At 38.1% G+C, this 20788-nt stretch carries 16 protein-coding genes; 13 read left to right on the top strand and 3 right to left on the bottom strand.

The genetic code is table 11. From position 1 onward, the window contains the following. Window positions 1–4 precede the first annotated feature (4 nt). Window positions 5–1738, top strand: a complete 1734-nt coding sequence (locus EV146_RS04560) for a glycoside hydrolase family 35 protein (protein WP_132002473.1) — start codon at window positions 5–7, stop codon at window positions 1736–1738. A 528-nt stretch (window positions 1739–2266) separates the two neighbouring features. On the opposite strand, the gene EV146_RS04555 is transcribed toward EV146_RS04560, so the two are convergent. Both EV146_RS04555 and EV146_RS04550 read right to left on the bottom strand, forming a co-directional pair. Further along, window positions 2267–3202, bottom strand: coding sequence for a ribokinase (locus EV146_RS04555; RefSeq protein ID WP_199232655.1), 936 nt, complete (start codon window positions 3200–3202; stop codon window positions 2267–2269). 12 nt (window positions 3203–3214) lie between these two features. Then, window positions 3215–4099 carry an SIS domain-containing protein gene (locus tag EV146_RS04550; RefSeq protein WP_132002470.1) on the bottom strand — a complete coding sequence of 295 codons (885 nt, stop codon included), beginning with the start codon at window positions 4097–4099 and terminating at the stop codon, window positions 3215–3217. Between the two features lie 257 nt (window positions 4100–4356). On the opposite strand from EV146_RS04550, the gene EV146_RS04545 reads away from it, so the two are divergent. From EV146_RS04545 to EV146_RS04505, 9 genes are all read left to right on the top strand, one after another. Continuing rightward, the gene (locus tag EV146_RS04545) at window positions 4357–5313 is read left to right on the top strand and encodes a sugar phosphate isomerase/epimerase family protein (protein ID WP_132002467.1); all 957 of its coding nucleotides are present in this window, start codon (window positions 4357–4359) and stop codon (window positions 5311–5313) included. A gap of 25 nt (window positions 5314–5338) precedes the next feature. Further along, window positions 5339–6583 (top strand): MFS transporter, encoded by a 1245-nt coding sequence (locus EV146_RS04540; protein ID WP_199232654.1) that lies wholly within the window; start codon window positions 5339–5341, stop codon window positions 6581–6583. 442 nt (window positions 6584–7025) lie between these two features. Next, complete coding sequence (locus tag EV146_RS04535; RefSeq protein ID WP_132002461.1) at window positions 7026–9134, top strand: BglG family transcription antiterminator; 2109 nt, start codon at window positions 7026–7028, stop codon at window positions 9132–9134. Window positions 9135–9286: 152 nt separating this feature from the next. Further along, window positions 9287–9595 carry a PTS sugar transporter subunit IIB gene (locus EV146_RS04530; protein ID WP_132002458.1) on the top strand — a complete coding sequence of 103 codons (309 nt, stop codon included), beginning with the start codon at window positions 9287–9289 and terminating at the stop codon, window positions 9593–9595. A gap of 33 nt (window positions 9596–9628) precedes the next feature. Next, entirely contained in the window at window positions 9629–10918 is a 1290-nt protein-coding gene (locus EV146_RS04525; protein ID WP_132002455.1) for a PTS sugar transporter subunit IIC, read from the top strand. A gap of 36 nt (window positions 10919–10954) precedes the next feature. Next, a complete protein-coding gene (locus EV146_RS04520) occupies window positions 10955–11353 on the top strand; it encodes a tetratricopeptide repeat protein (RefSeq protein ID WP_132002452.1) in 399 nt (132 codons plus the stop codon). Window positions 11354–11391: 38 nt separating this feature from the next. Beyond that, window positions 11392–12258 (top strand): class II fructose-bisphosphate aldolase, encoded by an 867-nt coding sequence (locus tag EV146_RS04515; protein ID WP_132002449.1) that lies wholly within the window; start codon window positions 11392–11394, stop codon window positions 12256–12258. A gap of 106 nt (window positions 12259–12364) precedes the next feature. After that, window positions 12365–12979, top strand: coding sequence for a P-loop nucleotide/nucleoside kinase family protein (locus EV146_RS04510; protein WP_132002446.1), 615 nt, complete (start codon window positions 12365–12367; stop codon window positions 12977–12979). Window positions 12980–13847: 868 nt separating this feature from the next. Further along, window positions 13848–14180, top strand: a complete 333-nt coding sequence (locus EV146_RS04505; protein ID WP_132002443.1) for a hypothetical protein — start codon at window positions 13848–13850, stop codon at window positions 14178–14180. Window positions 14181–14677: 497 nt separating this feature from the next. Here EV146_RS04505 and EV146_RS04500 read toward each other — a convergent pair whose 3' ends face one another. Beyond that, on the bottom strand, window positions 14678–16186 hold the full coding sequence (locus EV146_RS04500; protein WP_199232653.1) for an MFS transporter: 1509 nt from the start codon (window positions 16184–16186) through the stop codon (window positions 14678–14680). 617 nt (window positions 16187–16803) lie between these two features. Here EV146_RS04500 and EV146_RS04495 point away from each other — a divergent pair. The 3 genes from EV146_RS04495 (at window position 16804) to EV146_RS04485 (ending at window position 20579) form a co-directional block, all read left to right on the top strand. After that, a complete protein-coding gene (locus EV146_RS04495) occupies window positions 16804–17973 on the top strand; it encodes an ROK family protein (protein ID WP_132002440.1) in 1170 nt (389 codons plus the stop codon). A gap of 623 nt (window positions 17974–18596) precedes the next feature. Further along, window positions 18597–19370 carry a sugar phosphate isomerase/epimerase family protein gene (locus EV146_RS04490; RefSeq protein ID WP_132002437.1) on the top strand — a complete coding sequence of 258 codons (774 nt, stop codon included), beginning with the start codon at window positions 18597–18599 and terminating at the stop codon, window positions 19368–19370. A 45-nt stretch (window positions 19371–19415) separates the two neighbouring features. Next, window positions 19416–20579, top strand: a complete 1164-nt coding sequence (locus EV146_RS04485) for a Gfo/Idh/MocA family protein (RefSeq protein ID WP_132002434.1) — start codon at window positions 19416–19418, stop codon at window positions 20577–20579. The last annotated feature ends 209 nt before the right edge of the window (window positions 20580–20788 follow it).

Here is a 20788-nt window from a genome sequence, read left to right as displayed (position 1 = left end):
TGTAATGCCAACATTCAAAACGAGAAACCAACATTTTATCCTCGATAACGAGCCAATTCAAATCATTTCAGGAGCCATCCATTATTTTAGAATTGTTCCACAATATTGGGAAGATCGATTACTAAAATTGAAAGCCTGTGGATTTAATACGGTAGAGACATATGTACCTTGGAATCTTCATGAACCTCGAGAAGGAGAGTATAACTTCGAAGGAATCCCAAATGTAACTGAATTTATTCAGACTGCTCAGAAATTAGATTTAATGGTCTTTGTTCGGCCAAGTCCCTACATATGTGCCGAATGGGAGTTTGGAGGGCTGCCATCCTGGTTGCTAAAAGATGCGAACATCAAGCTGCGATGTTATTACGAACCATATTTAGAAAAAATTAGAGCCTATTATAACGTATTACTCCCAAAGCTAAAGCCGTTTCTTTGTACAGAGAACGGACCGATTATCGCGATGCAAATTGAAAACGAGTATGGCAGTTTTGGTAACGATACAAGGTATTTAGAATATATAAAAGATTTATTTGTTGAACATGGAATAGATGTTCTATTATTTACATCCGATGGGCCTGCGGATCATATGTTACAAGGAGGAATGGTACCCGGAATTCTTGAAACGGTAAATTTCGGCTCTGCAGCGAAAGAAGCGTTTAATAGTTTGCGTAGGTATCAACCGGATGAACCCATCATGTGCATGGAGTTTTGGAATGGCTGGTTTGACCATTGGATGGAAGAGCACCATGTTAGGGACCCAGAGGATGTGGGAAGAGTTTTTGAAGAAATGTTGGGCATGGGTGCATCGGTCAATGTTTACATGTTCCACGGGGGAACGAATTTTGGTTTTTATAATGGTGCCAACCATATTAAACGATATGAACCAACCGTCACAAGCTATGATTATGACGCGCCGCTTAATGAGTATGGTGAACCAACGAAAAAGTACTTTTTAATGAGAGAAATCCTGACAAAACATACCGGTAAAGCACCACTAGATTTACCCAAACCCATTGAACGAAAGAGTTTTGGGACAATAGAGATGACCAAGTCTATTAACCTTTTTGATTCCTTACACCAATTGAGTGAGCCGATTACATCCGTTTTTCCTAAGACGATGGAGGAACTTGGACAAGATTATGGGTTTATTTTGTATGAAACCATGATTTCAGGTCCAAGACCTAAGCAGCAACTGTTTATACGAGAAATACATGACGGTGCCCTTATCTTCTTAGATAACCAATTCCTTGGTACCTACGAGCGGTGGGAAAATAAACAGCCACTCACACTCGAGATTCCTAAAGAAGGCGCAAAACTTTCTATATTAGTAGAAAATATGGGACGGATCAATTATGGTCCCTTGTTAAAAGATCATAAAGGTATTATAGAAGGTGTACATTTAGATAATCAGTTACTTTTTAATTGGACGATGTATCCATTAAGACTTGATAACGTAAATCAACTTCATTTTGCCAAGAATCCTTCTATAGAATATGGACCGACGTTTTTTAAAGGGGAGTTAATCATTGATAAACCGGCGGATACGATTGTTCATCTAGACGGATGGGCAAAAGGGAATCTTTTTATCAATGGTTTTAACCTCGGACGTTATTGGGAGGTGGGTCCGCAAAAAACACTCTATTTACCAGGTCCATTATTAAAAAGTGGGATGAATGAAATCATCCTATTTGAATTGCATGGTACAAAAAATAAAAAAATACATTTTGAATGTAATTAAGCTTTAATATCTAGTGTTCCATTTATCTTTTGTACCTTTAAAAGAAAAATAGACAGCCTAATCTAAACAGAACTTTTTTCTGTCATGGGTTACCATCGCAATTTTATGGGGACGTAAATAATAATGCGTTGATCGTTGTTAAGAACCTATAGCAAGTACTAGCAGAATTCTACCAGGTACTATTAATAGGAATTCATTGTTCCAGGTCTTGCTTTATGGTTCCCTGCTTTAGTTATAAAAGGAATAATAAATAGTTAAAACTATTGGGCTCCCTAAAATGGGAAGCTCTTTTTCTGTCTGCCCCATTATAAATTCCCTCGCTTTCAGGAAACTTCCCCAAGGCGAAAGTTAACCTATTGGCATCTTCCTTAAATTTCGTAAACTCGAATTAACTAGAGGGTCATCAGTCATCGTTTGATCTACACTATTTGGAGGGGAAATTAGACAGCTATTATTCCAAAGAAGCTGAGTAATAGCCGTCTAAAGAGTGTAGATGTACCTTATATCTATAGTTGAAAGTGTAAGGTATTATGTTTCTAACGGTTGATGGATTGACGCGAGTTTTTTTAACTCACTTAAAGTTGGAAAGGATTCACTTCCCCCGGTTATTGACACCGTAATGGAGCTTGCTAAAGTAGCTAGTTCAGTGGCTTTTTGCAAAGTGTATCCTTCTATCAATCCGAACACAAATGCTCCGATGAAAGAATCTCCAGCCCCCGTAGCATCCACAGCTTCTACTTTATTAGCAGGAGTATAAATAGATTCCTCTCTTGTGGCGACAACAACGCCCAGTGCACCTAATGTTAAGATAACCGTGTTCTTAACTTTTTGTACAAGATTTTGAGCTACTTCATGGGCAGATTCAACTGAATTGACTTTACATCCGCTCATGAATTCAGCTTCTGTTTCATTAACAACAAGAATATCAACAGCAGCAAGACTTGTCTCACTTATGTCACGGGCAGGTGCATTATTTAATACAATTTTGCATTCTGAATCTCGTGTTTTCTCAATAATATAATCTACAATTGACTGTGGTATTTCTTGCTGCAGCAAAATATATTGACAGCCAGTAATGACTTCTAGGCTTCGATCGATATCTTCTTTTGTAACTAAATAATTTGCTCCTCGTAATAACGTACTGTGATAGTCTCCATCAGGAAGAACATTTACAATACCCATTCCGGTTGTTCCTTTTTTGCCTACATGATCAACATTTACTCCGAAGGCTTGCAAAGACCCGATCAAAGCGTCGCCAAATCGATCTTCACCAACCTTGCCAATCATTGATGTGGATAATCCTAATTTAGCGCATTGAGCAGCTTGATTTGCTCCTTTTCCTCCCGGTCCTTGAATCAAGTCATGAGCCGTGAACGTCTCCCCCTTTTTAGGTAAGCGCTCCTGCTTTAGCAATAGATCGTAGTTAAGGCTGCCAATAACAGCCACTTGTTGGTTTTTCATCATCTTTTTTCCTCTCTATTCACGATATTGTTTAACTGCATCACTTGTCAGCGATAATTTTTTGTAGGACTCCCCAGAATCCTTTAAGGCTAAACTCGTATATAAAGCATCTAAAATGCTAAGCTGCACAATTCGCGCTGCGGCGTTTTCACCAGTAATTGGATTATTTTTTGCGGTAGAAACCAGACTCACCTCAGAAACTTCAGTGATCGGGCTGTTCATATAATTAGTAAGGCTGATTGTACAAGCCCCTTGAAGTTGGGCCAATTTAAGTATTTGTACAATGTTTTTTGTGGCACCTGTATGGGAAATCCCCAACACAATATCTCCTTTTTGTATGAGAGAGGTAGCCATTAATTGCATATGTGTGTCTTTATAAACATGAGCAAATATGCCAATCTTTAGCAATTTATGCTGGAAGTCTTCACAAAGGATAGCGGAGCCGCCTTTTCCGACTAAAAAGATCTTATTGTCCTCGGGTTTATTACGAAAGATCTCCGCAACCTTGTCAAACGCTGCATAATCTACAATGTCCAGCATGTCCTGGACAGCGACAATAGCATTAATTAAAACCTTCTCCAAGATGACTTCATTGGAATCCTCTAAAGTAAATTCTGAGTCTAAATCACTGCTATCTTCTTCTTTCTGTCCATTTACGTATAATTCAATCGCTCTTTTCAATTCATAGAAGCCCTTACATTTTATTTTTTTGCACACCTTTGTGATGGTTGCTTCGCTGACATTCAGATGGAGAGCCACTTCACTGATCGTACTTTTTGCTAATTCTTGATAGTTATTGCTGATAAATTGTGTAACTCTTCTCTCCTTATTACCAAGAGAGGGAGAGATGCTGCGCGCAAATAGGATACACTCTTTACCTGACAGGGGCTTATTGCTCATTCTTCTAGTAGCTCCTTTCTATAGATTAATTTGAGTTCATCATATCATCATTTCAAATAAATGAAAACAATAAAATTACTATCATAATTACAATAGTAAAATTTTTATGTGTATTTTCGGGTAATATAAATATTTTCGGTAGTTTATTTTATTTTCGTTTACAAATAAGTAAAATATTTATAGACTGTGAGTACATTCATATCGAGTTGCTTAGGCAATCTGATATGTAATCTTAAAGCGAAAGGTGATAAAAAGGTATGATATTTTCTACACGATTGAATTCATTTAAGGCACAAAAAGAATTATTCTTTCCCCGGGATAAACAGCTTACCACAGTCGATCTCATTAAAAGAATGGCCACAGTCAGTGGGTTAACACACGTCGAGCTAAACTATCCTGAGCACTTTAAAACGAATACGCTGGATGAAATTAAGGATGTAATTTCTCAATCAGGGCTGCAAGTAAGCGGTATCGCTTTACGATTTGATGATACTTACTTAAATGGGGAATTTACAAATAGCAATGAAGAAATCAGAAGGAAAGCAATCAACACGACAAAAGAAGCAGTTGAAGCGTGTCAACAGCTTGGAGGGAAAACCACAACGATTTGGCTTGCGAATGACGGATTTGATTACTCTTTTCAGCTGGATTATGAAGAAGCATGGAATCAAACTGTATCCGCTTTAAAAGAAGTAGCTTCCGAATATCCAGAAACGGATATCAGCTTTGAATACAAGCCTTACGAACCAAGATCGTTCTCTCTCGTTGGAGATATTGGTTTATCTCTTTTACTCGTAGAAGAAGTAGGACTACCGAATGTCGGTATTACATTAGACTTTTGTCACATGTTAATGAAAAAAGAAAATCCTGCTTACTCTGTTGCACTTGCTGCCCGGAAAAACCGTCTAATGGGCTTCCACTTAAATGATGGGTACAAAGACGCGGACGATGGAATCATGTTAGGCAGCGTTCACCTTATGCAAACATTAGAATTCATCTATTATGCAAAAAAATATAACTACACAGGGCTGATCTATTTTGATACATTCCCACTTCGAGAAGATCCTGTTGCCGAGTGCGAGCAAAATATAAAAGTGTACAAAGCACTGGATACATTGATTTCAAAAATTGGAATGGAAACGATCGAGCAATTAATTAAAGAGAAAAATGGTGTGAAAGTACAGCAATTTTTGCTAAATTCTTTCCTTGCATAACATTTAACCTAGCCAAAACACGGAGATGATAACAATGATAGAAAAAATCGGATTACCTAAGAATCTATTGTGGGGATACATCGGTTTAATGCTATTTATGATTGGTGATGGTATTGAGCAGGCATGGATTGTTCCGTATTTGGTTGAGGAGGGCATGAGTGTCACTCATGCCTCCTTGCTAATTACTGTATACGGTGTCACAGTTACAATTTCCGCGTGGCTATCAGGCGTCTTCGTTCAGACACTTGGGCCGCGTAAAGCCATGCTGTTTGGCTTTATCGCATTCTTTATAGGAAGTGTTGGGTTTATTGGATTAGGAATGTATACACTGAATCTTTCTATGATGATTCCATTCTATGCGATTAGAGGGTTTGGATATCCTTTGTTTGCTTATTCTTTCCTTGTATGGATTAACTATAGTACGCCAATAGAACGTCGCAGCAGTGCTGCAGGCTGGTTTTGGTTTATGTTCTCTCTAGGTCTTAGTGTAGCAGGCCCATTTTATGCCTCTCTCTTTATCCCGGTCATGGGTCATATTAATGTGCTTTGGTCAGGTATCGTATTCACTGTAGTTGGTGCTTTTCTAGCGATTGTTGTAAACAAGGACAGAGTTCCAGCTTCTGAAATTACAAATTTCTCTTTATCGGAATTTGCGAAAGCAATAACAATTTTAAAGAGACCGGTTATTGCATTAGGCTTAGTAGTAAAATCAATAAATGGCTTTGCCCAATACGGGTTACTTCTATTTTTGCCAATATATCTGCTTGATTTTGGTTATTCAACAACAGAATGGCTTCGTATGTGGTCCACAGTTTTCACTGTCGCTATATTTGCGAACCTATTGTTTGGTTATCTAGGTGATAAATGGGGCTGGAGAACAACGATTAAATGGGTTGGTGGATACTTCTATGCCGCCGTTCTAATCTTAGTATACTTTATGCCGCAAATGGTTGGTCATAACTACTGGCTCATGACGGCAACCCTTAGTTTATGTGGTGTTGCAATGGCTGGATATGTGCCACTTTCAGCATTGTTCCCATTATTAGCACCGGATAATAAAGGTGCCGCAATGTCGATCCTTAACTTAGGAGCAGGGCTGGGTACATTTATTGCGCCAGCTATTGTAACCCTTTTCTTTGAACCGTTTGGTGCCGGCGTTGTCATTTTCATTTATGCAGGATTCTATGTTTTAAGTGCTATCTTAACACCTTATCTTAAAACTCCAGAAGAACTAGAGGCGAGTGCCAAACCGAAAGCAAAAGTAAGCTAACAAATTTTATTAAAACAAAATAAAAAAACACCTCCTGAATTTGTTTTACCAACTAAACGATTTCGGAGGTGTTTTTTAAATGGATAAAATTCAAGGGAAGATACTCTGATTAAAGAGGTAACCGCTATGGATGGACTGGATGCCGAACTGGCAAAATGCGAACATAACACCAAACTTCAAGTTCAAGTGATCCATGTCGGTCGCAAGATATCTTTCTTTTTTTTCGTCAGTTGCATCGACAGTGCCAAGTACCATGCATTCAATGGTCCTGCGGAATATAATTTGATCGGGATTAAAAGCATTTCCCTGTGTTTCCGATAACAGGAATTTATAGTCATAAATTTGTTAACGCTTACACTTTTGCAAATTGAAGTTGCAAAAACATGTACTAAACTATTTAAATATTACAATTTATAATCAGATTAAGAAAGGAGTTACTCTTATGAAAGATCGGACTCAACGAATACTAACTAGATTTTTATCAGTAAATACCTTTTTGACTTGTGAGGATTTAAGTAAAGAATTCTCTATTAGTGAGCGTACTTTTCGTAATGAATTGGTTGTGATTAATAACTATTTGGATGAAAATAATTATCCCTCCATTACGACTACAAGAGGAAAAGGGATGAAATTAGTCCTTTCTGATTTAGAACGTGAAAAGCTCCTGGCGAAAATAAGTGATGATAAGGAAACAGATTATTTAAGGCCCAATGAACGGTTCCTTGCCCTGCTTTTAGATATTGCCGATACCACAAAAACGACACTGCTCTATGAAATGGAAGAGAAGCTGCAGGTATCCAAAAGTACAATGGATGAGGATATGCGAAAACTCCGTCAGTTTTTAAAGGAATATGCCATTTCTGTTGTGAGTTTACCGAAACAAGGGATTGTATTAAAAGGTGATGAGCGATCGATACGGTCCATGTTGTACGACGTAATTAACAGTTTGACAGATATAGATTATTTAATGGGCTATCGAGATATCGAAGCAGTGAATTCTTTTGCTGATCAATTGGTATTGGATTATATGGATGCAAATGTATTAAGGCTCATTGGAAATCTTTATGACGACGTCTTGGAAATGTCCAGAGTTGAGATTAATCATGTATATCGAAACCAAAGCATTCTTTTCTTAGGAATATGGGTAAGACGGCTGCAAGAAGGAAACACCCTAAGTGAATTATCCAAAGTGAGAGCAGAAATAAAAGAAGATCCTATCAGAAATTTTATCGATTCCATCTGTATGGAGTTTGATTTATATCCATCATTAAATGAAATCAAATATACCACCTTCACAATCGAATCGTTTAATCCCAAAGACATGAATAATTCATTCGATTGGGTTACGGCCCAATTATTAGCCATTCAATTAATTGATCATGTAGAGAAAATAACCAAAATTCCTTTTTCGCAGAGAGAAGAAGATCTATATGAAGGTTTGTATAAACATATCACAGGTTTGTTGAGCCGGGCTAAGAACGATTTACAGGTATTTAACCCCTTAAAAGACACTATTAAGGAGTCCTATGCCGAGATTTATCAGGCAGTCAACAGCTTCAATAAGCGAATTAAGGATTACATCAAGAAACCATTATCTGAAGATGAGATTGGGTTTTTGACCGTCTATTTTTCAACTTCTGCCAGTCAGATCAAACAAAAAGAACAATATGTCTATCAGGCGGTTGTCCTTTGTAATCATGGAATTTCGACTGGCAAGCTGTTAGCAGCGAATTTGAAAGAGCAATTCAATATCGAGATTGTAGCAGTGTTGAGCTCATATGAATTAGACTTTATCGACAAGTTGGATGTTGATTTGGTTTTTACGACGATTTCCATCGATTTTCCGAGAAAACCAGTATTATTCCTTAATCCTATATTAAGAGAAAGTGATAAAAAGGAAATCAATGCCTTTTTGCTGGAAAATTCGAATAAGAGGAGAACCGTATCCAAAAAGTTAGATGCAACAAGTTTAATGCAGGATATCCTCAAGTTAATTGTAGAAAGCGGCGGGACCGTAACCAAGGAAAGCTACCAGAAAGTAGAAGAGACGTTCAAAGAACATCAATTGAAAATAAATACAAGGGAGATACAGCCGATGTTACAGGATATTTTGAGGGATTCCAACATACTGCTCAAGCAGGAATGTAAAGATTGGCGAGAAGTGATTGCAAAAGCGGCTCAGCCATTGTTAGAAGAGGACATCATTGAAGAGCGATATATAGACGCGATGATTAAGTCCGTCGAGGAGTACGGACCATATATCGTGGTAGGAAAGCACTTGGCGCTAGCTCATGCCCGGCCTGAAGATGGTGTAAATAAATTAGGCGTTAGTGTCATGACTTTAAAGGAACCAGTGAATTTTGGAAATCCCGAAAATGATCCCGTGAAAATTGTTTTTTGCCTAGCAGCAGTGGATTCATATTCCCATCTAAATGTGATGAAAAATTTAATTGAATTAATTAATGATGAAGGCAGATTAGATCAGTTAATTACTTCGCAAGATGTAAGCCTGTTTAATCAGGTGTTATACGGAAGCGAAGTAATCGAGTGAGTCACATCAGTTATTGAGTCTAAGTTACTAAGGAACATACAGTTATAGAGCTGTACGTAATGGTTATCTCATTTCGTATAACTGAAAACAAGGGCTTAATAGAAACAAATGAATATATGCCAAAAAAATGATGGATTAAAGGAGAGAGTGTTATGAAAAAGGTCAATATTTTATTTGTATGTGGAGCAGGTTTAGGAAGCAGTTTTGCTTGTCAAATGGCGGCAGAGGATGTATTAAGCAAGTTAGGTGTCAACGCGAAGCTGGATCATAGTGATATTTCATCTGCCATTTCAGTAAAGCCCGATATTATTATCACAGCCCAGAATTTCCGTTCCCAATTTGAGAAATTCTCCGTTGACCCCAAACAGACCACCATTGTCTATTTGAAAAATATTGTATCAAAACCTGAGATCGAAGAAAAAATTGCTCCGGTCTTAAAGGAAAAAGGGGTTTTAGTTTAATATAACGGGACAGCAGAGATGGAGGGGTAAAAAATGAGTGTAGTGAACTTTATTATTCAGAATATTTTGACTCAGGCATCCGTCACCATTGCCTTGATTGCTATGTTGGGTTTAATCCTACAGAAGAAATCGGCAGGACAAGTTATTTCTGGATCGTTAAAGACTATGCTAGGGTTCATGGTTTTGTCAGCCGGCTCCACCATTATTGTAGGGAGTCTGACGTATTTTGGGGAGATTTTTACTGAAGGTTTCAATATGCAAGGGATTATTCCTTCGATTGAAGCCATAAATGGTCAGGCAATGAATGAGTTAGGATTGGGACGTGATATCGCCTTAACATTCTTGGCTATCTTTGTCTTCAATATCATAATTGCTCGGTTTACTAGATGGAAATACATCTTTTTAACGGGTCAGGCTATTCTTTGGATGGCTACTATGACAACTGTATTTGGGTACTTTGCCGGTTTGCGTGGTCTTGCACTAATTTTAGTCGGAGGATTCATTGGGGGCGTTTTTGCAGTAGCCATGCCTGCCATTGCACAACCATTTGTCCGAAAGATCACTGGTATGGACGATATTGCCTTAGGACATTTTTGTACTGTCGGATATGTGTTTGAAGCTGGTGTAGCGAAACTATTCGGAGAGAAGGGCGAAAAGAAAAAATCGGTTGAAGACCTAAAATTACCCGCCCAATTTGAGTTCCTACAAGATACCTATCTGTCCTTAATGGTGGTTATGATTCCTCTTTATATTGTTACCGCTGCGTTTGCGGGTGAAGCGTTTGCTTCGGAACTGTCGGGAACTACCAACTATTTAATGTTCGCCTTCATACAATCCATCCAATTCGTGGTAGGAGTGTATGTATTATTATCAGGGGTTCGACTATTACTAGGTGAAATTGTTCCAGCATTCAGGGGAATTGCAATGCGCCTGGTTCCCAATGCAAAGCCTGCGTTGGATTGCCCAGTGCTGTTCCCATATAGTCCGAACGCAGTCATTGTAGGGTTTATCACAACGACTATAGGTTCAGTTGTAGCCATGTTAGTGCTGCCTGCCTTTGGCTTGGCCATGATCCTACCAGGAATGCTGACAGCTTTTTTCGCGGGAGGCACCGCTGGCATCTTTGGTAACTTAACAGGTGGTGCGCGTGGCGCTATTATCGGTGGTGTTGTACATGGGTTCTTCATTACATTGTTACCTGCATTGTTAGTAACGACGTTCAACTCTATGGGTTTTGTCAATGCTACCGCAACCGACGTGGATACAGTAACATCTGCATTACTATACGCATGGATCATTGGGCCACTTTTAAAAGCGCTTTAAAATTTGAGAAAGAGAAAGAAGGAGGTTCTTCTAAGAATGTTTGGATTCGGTAAGAAGAAAGCGAAAGAACCGAAAATTGAAAGCACTGAATTTGTACTCTTAACCGCTGAGCGAAAAGAAGAATTACAACAGACCATTTCCATTAAGAAAGAAGAAATAAATCATAGCACTGGAGAGCAACAAGCAAAAATTTATGAGGAGATTGGTTTAGCGTTTTATGAGCTTGGAGAAGAAGACAACGCTATTGACTCATTTGAAAAAAGCATCCAGGCCAAAAAATCACTAGGCACTGCCTACAAAACCTTATTAAAACTCTATAACAAGAAGCGCGCAGAGGCAGCTCAAGCAAATGATGAAGAATCGTTACAGTTATATTTGAAGAAAATGGATCAAATGATGCAAGTTTCTAAAGAAGTTACGCGTGGTGTGTTCTGAGCAAACTCAAGACTAATGTAAAGGGAGAGGTATAGATTATGTATACAACACTAAAGGAAGTAACACTTAGAGCGGAAGAATTGAATTATACAGTGGGGTCCTTCAATGCCCATAATTTAGAGATGCTACCAGACATGATCCGAGCAGCAAAGGAGCAAGGGGCTCCAATTATTATTCAAACGAGTGTAGACACTGCAAAGTATATCGGCCATGAAAATATTGTTGCCGTATGTAAATCTATGGCTACGAAAGAAATGGTAGACGTAGTATTGCATTTGGACCATGCAAGGGACTTTGATGATATTAAAGAGGCAATCGATAAAGGATATACGTCAGTCATGTATGATGGTTCTCATTTACCATTCAAAGAAAATATTATGAAAACAAGTGCCGTAGTTGAATATGCACACAAATACGGAGTTTCCGTTGAGGGCGAATTAGGGACGATTGGTGGGACCGAAGAAGGGATTCATGTAGACGAGGATGATAAGGTTTATACGGACCCAAAAGATGCAGCAGAGTTTGTAAGAGCAACTGGGGTAGATGCGTTGGCTATTGCAATCGGTACGAATCATGGTCAATATAAATCCAAAACAGAAGTAAATGTACCTCTTTTAAAAGAAATCAATGCTGCAGTGGACGTACCATTGGTTATACATGGAGGTACTGGTGTTAAGGAAATGGACATTCACGAATTAATTAATAATGGGATCCGTAAATTTAATGTAGGCACTGAGTTGTTGGTAGCATGGACAAAAACCGCCAAAGAAACATTCGGCGAAACAAAAGTAACAAAATCTTTACGGCATAATATTATTCCGTGTAATCAGGCGGTAAAAGAAATTGTCAAACATAAAATTGGTATCTTCATGAATAAAGAAGACCGTACCCTTCAAGTAAGATAATCACAAAAGCAAAAAGTATTTCTCATAGTGGTTAAGATGATGTCAGTCAGAGTACGGGGAGTTCCTTGTACTCTTTCTTTTATTAGGAAGATGATGAGGTGGTCATATGGATAAAGTCTTGATTTTATTAGCAGGTTTGCCTGGGACAGGGAAAACCTACCTAGGTGATATCATCAAAAATGAGTTGGGTGCGTTTTATCACCTATCTCAGGATGAGTTGAAAGAAAACTATAGTGATACTTATGGATACCGAAATTTAGAAGAAAAGCAGTATGTAGAATTGATGGCATGGGCCAAGTACTATGAAATAATGGAACAGAAGATGCAAGCTGGTAGCAATATAATTTCTGACTATCCTTTTAGCCAGAAACAGAAACCTCATATTGAGCGGTTAGTAGACAAATATGGCTATAAAGTTGTTACTATTCGATTAATTGCAGACTTAGATGTATTGTTCGAAAGGCAAAAGAACCGAGACCTAGATCCAACAAGGCATTTGAGTCATATTGTCACTTCTTACAAGAAAGGGGATCATTTAGCGAATAGAAGCATTGCAGATAATCTATTGACCTATGAAGATTTTATTGAAAGATGTACAACCAGAGGATATGACACATTCGAATTAGGAAGTTTATATGAAGTGGATGTAACAGATTATTCAAAAGTAAATTACCCTAAGTTGTTGAAAGATATAAGAGAAAATTTAAATTCAATAGTATAGCTCATATAGGCAATAAATTACTACTCCTTCTTTGTATAAAAATAAAGCTTTTGTGATTGGCTATGGAAAGGACAAGAACTTAGCTGTAGTAATATCAAGCGACATAGTATCAACAAAAATATTAATGAATGAATCTGTATAAAACTTATGCCAAAGAGTATTTTGATGGCACTGGAGAATTCGGCAATGAATCGAGTCATTGGGATGAAAGGTTGAAAGGTCTTTAACGTCTAATTTAACAATGTTTTGAAAATAAAAAACAATGCTCATTCCGGCATTGTTTTTTTAAATATATTAATATTAATACTATTAAAGATGTTATTATCATTAGTTTTTTAGGAGAAAGGAGATCGTTCTTCTATATATATTTAACACAAGACGAAACCATCTTTTTAGGACTGTTTGCTGCGTTGGCGGTTAATAGTCCAATGTTTAAAAACTAAGGCAAAACTAAGATTCGTTTTGGGCTACCAATAGACATTTGAACACAAAAAGAAACCCATTGCGAAAGTGATCAATGGATTCCTATAAGGGGAATACACTATTATTATTACCAATCTATAAAGTTATTATACATTCATAGGTTTATCAAAATTTGGTAGCAGGTACCTGATTGCTAATCAATAACCATTTACATAATTATTCCCAGAAACTACAGTAGCTAATGGTGGCTAGTTAGTGAATTTGAGAAACAGGTGTAAGAATAATAGCAAAAATTAAGAGTACCTTTAAAGCGTTTATTTTTAAATTGAAGGATGAAGCTCTAGAAGATTATTTAATTCGTTCCTTAAATATTAATACTTCAAAGGGGTTATGAAAACAACAAGCTAAATTAGTTAATAGCAAAAAAGACAAGGAGGGCATAGGCTTGAATCCGTTTATGAAATTCGTATACTATTACGGGAAAACGATCAGTATCACCTTGATTGTGGTGGGAATCCTTGGAGCCTTGGCAGGGGTGTCCGCCTATGTGGTGGGGGCAATCCCCGGGTTGCTAATGGCTTGGCTAGGGTGGAAAGGGTACAAATTAACGTCCAGGCAGGAAGAGCTTTCCCTGAAAAATGGGGACGCAGCCGAAAAAAAGAACCGTTGGATCAATGGGGTGCTCGCGGTTTCCGTCACTGGCATTGTGATTGCAGGAATTATTTTTGGTGTCATGCTCGTGCTGGGCATCTATGCTATCGTCACATATAAACCCTGACGATTGCGGGTCTCTTCTAATGGTCAAGGAAGTAGTTGCGCCTTTATTTTTTCCAAAACAGAGGCTTAAAAAATATCAACTGTTAAACCCCTATTTGTTTATAGTCTATATTTACTAGTTATTAACCGGGATGAGATAATGGAGTCCCTGGAATTTTATAGATTATGAGGGGAGGAAAATTCCAAATTCATGGACTCCTTTTATTATTATTCATGAAGGTTTTAGTAAAGACTTTATGTTTAAATCGCTGAAAATTCCTGCATAGGGATACTGGAATTATTTTAAATGATGGGCTGTCTTATGTGTTGGTCAAAGGATAGGGGATGTTTTCCTGAGAGGGATTCTATATTTTTTTAAATGCTATTAGACAAAATTAATCAGAGATAAAGGCCAGGTATCTAAACCTGGCCTTCTTTTAACACAGTCATTTCTTTCTTAGAAAGCTGCTATGCAGGGATATATTTCTTGTTGTTAAGAAATAAATTCATGCTAATAACTTATTCAGCTGCTTTTGCTTTAGCGCGAAAAGCATCGAGTTTTTTATTGATATCCCTGACGTCTTTATCTGACAGTGGGTAAAGGGCCATAACAATCATTGCAACGATAGCAAGCGCTATTGGAATCCAGATAGCCGTTAAATTGATACCGGAAAGAGCGCTTGCTGTTTGCTTCACTGCATTTCCATCGAAGCCGTAGGCCGCAAGCACCCAGAGTGGAATGGCACCACCAAGAGTAAAGCCTATCTTGAAGAAGAGACCCATGATAGCGTTGATGATAGCAGCGTTACGTTTGCCAGACTTCATTTCACCATAAGAAACAACTTCCGGAACGAGAGCCCACATAAAACCGGTTGCTGAAGTGAGACCCCATTGTTTGATGAAGGTTGCAACATAAGCAAGGGCGAGTGAGTCGTGCATTCCTTCTAACGACCATACCCAAGTAAGAAGTTCACCAACAATAAACATACCTAGGAAGAAATAGAAGAATCCCTTTTTACCAAAGATGTGCTTCACTTTTGGCCAGAAGACTGGGAAGAGGATACCAGGGATAGAAGCGATAAGACCTACAGCACCCATCCAGTCTGAGTGATTGACCGTGTACTGGTTAAAGAAACCATTTACTGTGTTCATGAAGAACATGAAGGTGAAAGAAAGCATGAAAAACAGACCAAGAATAACGAGTGGCTTGTTATGCTTCAATTCAACGAACAGGTCGTATGCTTTCACTTGTGCAGTTTGTTCAGCAGTTGCGACAACGGTTTCTTTCGTGAGACGGTAGCAAGCGAACAAAGCGATGGCCCCGATGACCATGTAAACCATAAAAATCCAAAACCATGCGTTACCTGCTGATGCATCCGTATAAGTCCCCATGTTGAGCTTGAGACCAAAAAAACCTGTGTCTTTCAGTTCGCGGTCTTTTGGTGCAGCCATTTGGACAAACATTGGGAATAGTGTGTAAACCATTAGGTTAGCAACATTTGACAGCATCATACGAGTCGTTGTGATTTTATCTACTGATTGCGGATTTCGTGTTAGTGATGCATTCAGTGAACCGTAAGGAATATTTACGAGAGAATAAACCAAGTCAAGCAGCAAATAAGTGATAAAGGCTACTGTCACTGAACCGCGAATGGCTGGAATTGGAATAAAGAGCATCGCGGATAAGATCACAAGTGGAATACCTGCATACAGAAGCCAAGGACGATATTTACCGCTCTTGAACGTTCGTTTATCGACGTAGGTTCCAACCATCGGATCCCAGACAACGTTGACGATACGGACAAACAAGAAGATGAACCCTGCTGCTGCCGTACCAATGGCATTAACGGTAGTCAAGTAGAGTGCAAGGAATCCTCCGACTGTACCAAATACGAGGTTTTGGGCAAAGTCCCCCAGACCGTAACCGATACGTTCAGCAAGGCCGACCTCGCGATACTCGTTTTCTTGAATGTTGTGTGTGTTTTCGCTATTGTTCATTTGTTTAACTGTTGATTCCATTAAACCCATGTCATACATCTCCTTTTCGGATAAATCTTAGTCCGATTTATCCGCTTACAATAATAAATAGAAGAAAATTGTCTATTTGAAAAATAAGCCTCTCGAACTTTTTAAGACAAAAATTTAAGGTTAATCGCTTTCAATGAGGATTAAAAATAAAAAACTTTAGATTACCCAATAATAATAGGTAAATATAGTAAGTGAATGATTGATTCCATAGCCAACTAGAAATATGTCGGTTAGGGGATTAAAAAACAATCATATACTTTCTTTGTTTATTTGTATAAACAAACTATTAGATCTTTATACAAAAAACCAAATATCTTTAACCAAATCTGAAAAACAAGTAAACGGTAAATATGCACCGAATTTTAATTTAAAGCCTTTTTTCACCTCGTTCACTAGTAATTTTACTTTGAAACCGTCTTCACTTTGTTAAAAAAATTAAACCATTAATCTTTACTTTGTTTGTTTATCCAATAAACTAACTGTTGTTTTATGCTAGCATATATTTTTAAAATAAACAATATACTAATTTATAAATTTTTTGGATATAATAAAAGAATAGTCAGAAAAAGGGTTAGGTACTTTGTTTTAATGGGATAAATAAAGAGAGGAGGCGTATAGTGAATTTAATAGATGAAAATCATGTTAAGATGCATAGCCAAAAAGTTATTCTAAGTACCATTATTAAACACTACCCGATCTCCAGAGCAAAACTGTCGGAAATTACAAACCTAAACAAAGCAACCGTTTCTTTGCAAACGCATTCATTAATCCAAAAACATCTCGTTTCAGAAATTGGGGTTGGCGTTTCGAACGGGGGGCGAAAACCTATCTTGCTAGTTTTTAATAAAAATGCGGGTTATGCCATCGGAGTTGAGCTTGCTGCCAATTATATTTTTACAATTTTAATTGATTTAGAGGGGAATAAGCTTTTCTCTGATTACCTTGAATTTGCAAATGAATCAATGGAAACGCTTAAATCCCTTTTAATTGAAAGAATTGATCTGGTGGCTAATCATGCACCGGAATCTCCGTACGGCATTATTGGTATCGGGGTAGGGGTACATGGATTTGTTAATGAGAATCAAACAATCGTATATACTCCCCATTCAAATTGGGATAAGTTGGACTTGAAAAATTTGCTGGAAGAACAATTTCACCTTCCTATTTTCATTGATAATGAAGCGAATGTCGGAGCATTTGGCGAGAAATTGTATGGTTTGATAAAGAGTAACGAGAGCAGCATTTACGTAAGCGTGGGAACTGGTATCGGTCTGGGGATTATTCTAAATGACAAACTTTACCGTGGCTCTAATGGATTTTCAGGCGAAATGGGACATATGACCATTGAATCCAATGGGAAAAAATGCGGCTGTGGTAACCAAGGATGCTGGGAACTGTATGCATCTGAAAGTGCATTTTATAAGAATCTTTCCAGATTAAAGAATGGAGAGGTAATAACACTCGAAAAGGCTAATAAGATGATAATGGAGAACGATGGGGATATATTGATGGAAATAGAAAAATTCGGTCATTATTTAGGGATTGGGTTAATGAATTTAATCATCACTTTTAACCCTGACTCGATTATCCTGAGAAGCAACTTGATTGAGGCTAATCCAATCATATTAAAGTCGATTAAGAAGGCGATTTCAAATAGGATATCAAGATATATACCACTAAAAAGTGAGGTTTTCATTTCCCAACTCAATAGAAATGCTGCAGCTCTCGGAAGTGCTTCGTTTATGATAAAAAAATTCCTCATGGAGTCCAATGAAAAAGGGATTTGAGACCTCGCCCTTCAGGCAGCAGTCCAGTAAAAAAGACCTTTGAAGCTAGTAATGAGCTTTTTTCAAGGTCTTTTTATTATGTATTAATTGACTTTACTTATTATCTGCTCAATTTGAGTAAGGTGCAATAGCAGATCCTTTCCTGTGGTCGGTTTGCATCAAATGTAGACGCACACATACAGGTCCATCCAGACTCACTTTTATTTTTGATTTGCAAATCGGTTCTTGAGATTTTAGTCTATTTAGATCACCAAAAAAGACTCTCAGATAATTTTGGGTAATGAATATACTGACTATTTAAACTATAATGATAACTATAATGATAATAGTATTTGAGGGTTGGTATTATTTCATTGAATCGGTAAAGCTGTTTTTCGGTTAAATGTGATACTGCGTTTCCTATTTTAAATGATCCTTGGGAGGATTTTCAAAACATTTGTTGAAAATAGATTCTCCTGAAAACATCATCATGATTATGATCACTGGTCATAGATATTCCGGTTAAAATGTAAACGCTTCATGCCTCGGCGAGAGAAACTGGTTTAAAAAACGCTACAGTGATTTGCTATCCAATACCATTGCCAAGTCCTTAACTAAAATTCTTGTAAGGGGAAGTGTTTAGGGTGGACCACAAATTTGCAGCACAATTATATACGGTTCGAGAACAATTAAAAGAAGAAGGAATCCGTCCAGTATTCAAAAAACTAAAGGAGATGGGCTGGGCAGGCGTTCAAATTTCAGCCTTGCCAAAGGACTATGATCTGAATGAGGTTGCTTTGGCTTTAAAAGAAAGTGATTTACAGGCAGCAGGCATGCATGTGTCGTTAACTCGTATAAAAAATGATCTTAAGGGTGTGTTAAGAGAAGCAGATTTATATGGCACGAAAGATATCATCCTTCCCTTTGTAGCAGAGGATTTACGTCATCCTGAAACTTATAAAGAAATAAAAGAATTATTGAACGAGGCTGCAAAGAAAGCATCTGAATACCGATTTTCTTACCACAATCATGCATTTGAGTTTGATATTGAAATAGACGGTCAGGACGCTCTTCGCTATATGCTTGATCCTTCAGATGATAATCAAATTTCAGCAGAAATTGATGTCTATTGGCTGAAAAAAGCCGGTAAAGATCCGTTGACCTACATAGCTCCATATGCAAATCGGATGCCAATTATTCATTTGAAGGATATGACAAATGATCATCGGCAAACCTTTGCAGAAGTGGGGGAAGGCATCATAGATTTCATTCCGATTTTACAATGGGGAGAAAGGAATGGAGTCGAATGGTACGCCGTTGAGCAGGACGTCTGTGAAGGACCGCCATTGGAATGTCTGGAGACTAGTTTAAGAAACCTGAAGAAAATTGCAAAACAAGCAGGCCAAATAGTTCGTTAAAAATATTAAAAAGTGAATTCAATAAACGTGTATGGGGTGAAATAGTTGAGTGTAATTAAAGTTGGTGTTATGGGCATTGGAAATATGGGAAGATCGCATGTTCAGCTGTTAGGTAAAGGGAAAATAAATGGAGCGATTCTGACTGCCGTATGCGACCCTTTTCAAGATAACCTGAAAGAGTTACTAAAAGATACAGCAGGTGATGTACAGATTTTTAAAGATGAAGACGCATTTTTGAACGAATCCGATATAGATGCAGTTCTTATTTCCACACCTCATTATGATCATCCAAGGCTGGCCGTGAAGGCATTCGCAAAAGGCATGCATGTTCTCGTTGAAAAGCCGGCTGGTGTTTATACGAAAAGTGTAGCGGAGATGAATAAAGCAGCCAAAGAAAGCGGCAAGGTCTTTGGCATCATGTATAACCAGCGCTGCAACCCGATCTATCAAAAGTTGCGCGAATTGATTCAATCTGGCGAACTCGGTGAAATAAAACGGACCAATTGGATTATTACGGATTGGTACCGCTCACAAAGCTACTATGATTCTAGTGAATGGCGGGCAACGTGGAAAGGGGAAGGGGGCGGAGTTTTACTAAACCAGGCACCGCACCAGCTGGATTTATGGCAATGGACGACAGGTCTTATGCCTAAGAAAGTCCATGCTTTTTGCAGCTATGGAAAATATCACGATATAGAAGTTGAGGACGAGATTACTGCCTATGTAGAATATGAAAACGGTGCGACAGGAATTTTCATTACGTCGACGGGTGAAGCACCTGGAACAAACCGTTTTGAGATTTCGGGCGACCGCGGAAAAATGGTTGTTGAAAATGATAAACTCATCTTTCACCGATTGACTCAATCAGAACGTGAATTCAACGCGACTTATAAAGGCGGATTTGGAAAACCAGAATGCTGGACGATCGATATTCCCATAAAGGGAGAAAGAACCGATCATCAGGGAATCATGCAAAACTGGATCGATTCAATTGCCAAAGGCACGCCTCTATTGGCACCAGGTGAAGAAGGAATAAAAGGGCTTGAAATTTCAAATGCCATTTATTTGTCGTCTTGGTTAAAAGAGCCGGTTGAATTGCCGATTGATGCCGAGCTTTTCTATAAAAAACTGCAGGAAAAAATAAACCAATCTTCTTTTCAAAAAAAGAATGTGGAAAAAGTGATTTTCGATGTATCGGAAACACATTAAAAACCAGGAAAAGAGGTTCTTATTTTTAGAGTGAAAGAGAAAGGTTTTGTCAATTTGAAACTAAAGTGGCTAAATCAATCCCCCCAAAAACGACCGGCGTTTCCTGGGGGGCCATGGGAGAGGGGTGCTCTAATAGGAGAAGACTTTTTAACGATGATCGACGAGCAATGTTATGGGTTCAATTAAAGGATAACACCGGCAAGGCAGGG

It is taken from the genome of Mesobacillus foraminis (genome assembly GCF_004340465.1).
GTDB classification, from domain to species: domain Bacteria; phylum Bacillota; class Bacilli; order Bacillales; family Cytobacillaceae; genus Mesobacillus_B; species Mesobacillus_B foraminis.
The sequence above is the reverse complement of the archived record's forward strand: the minus strand, read 5'-3'. Positions and strand labels throughout refer to the sequence as shown.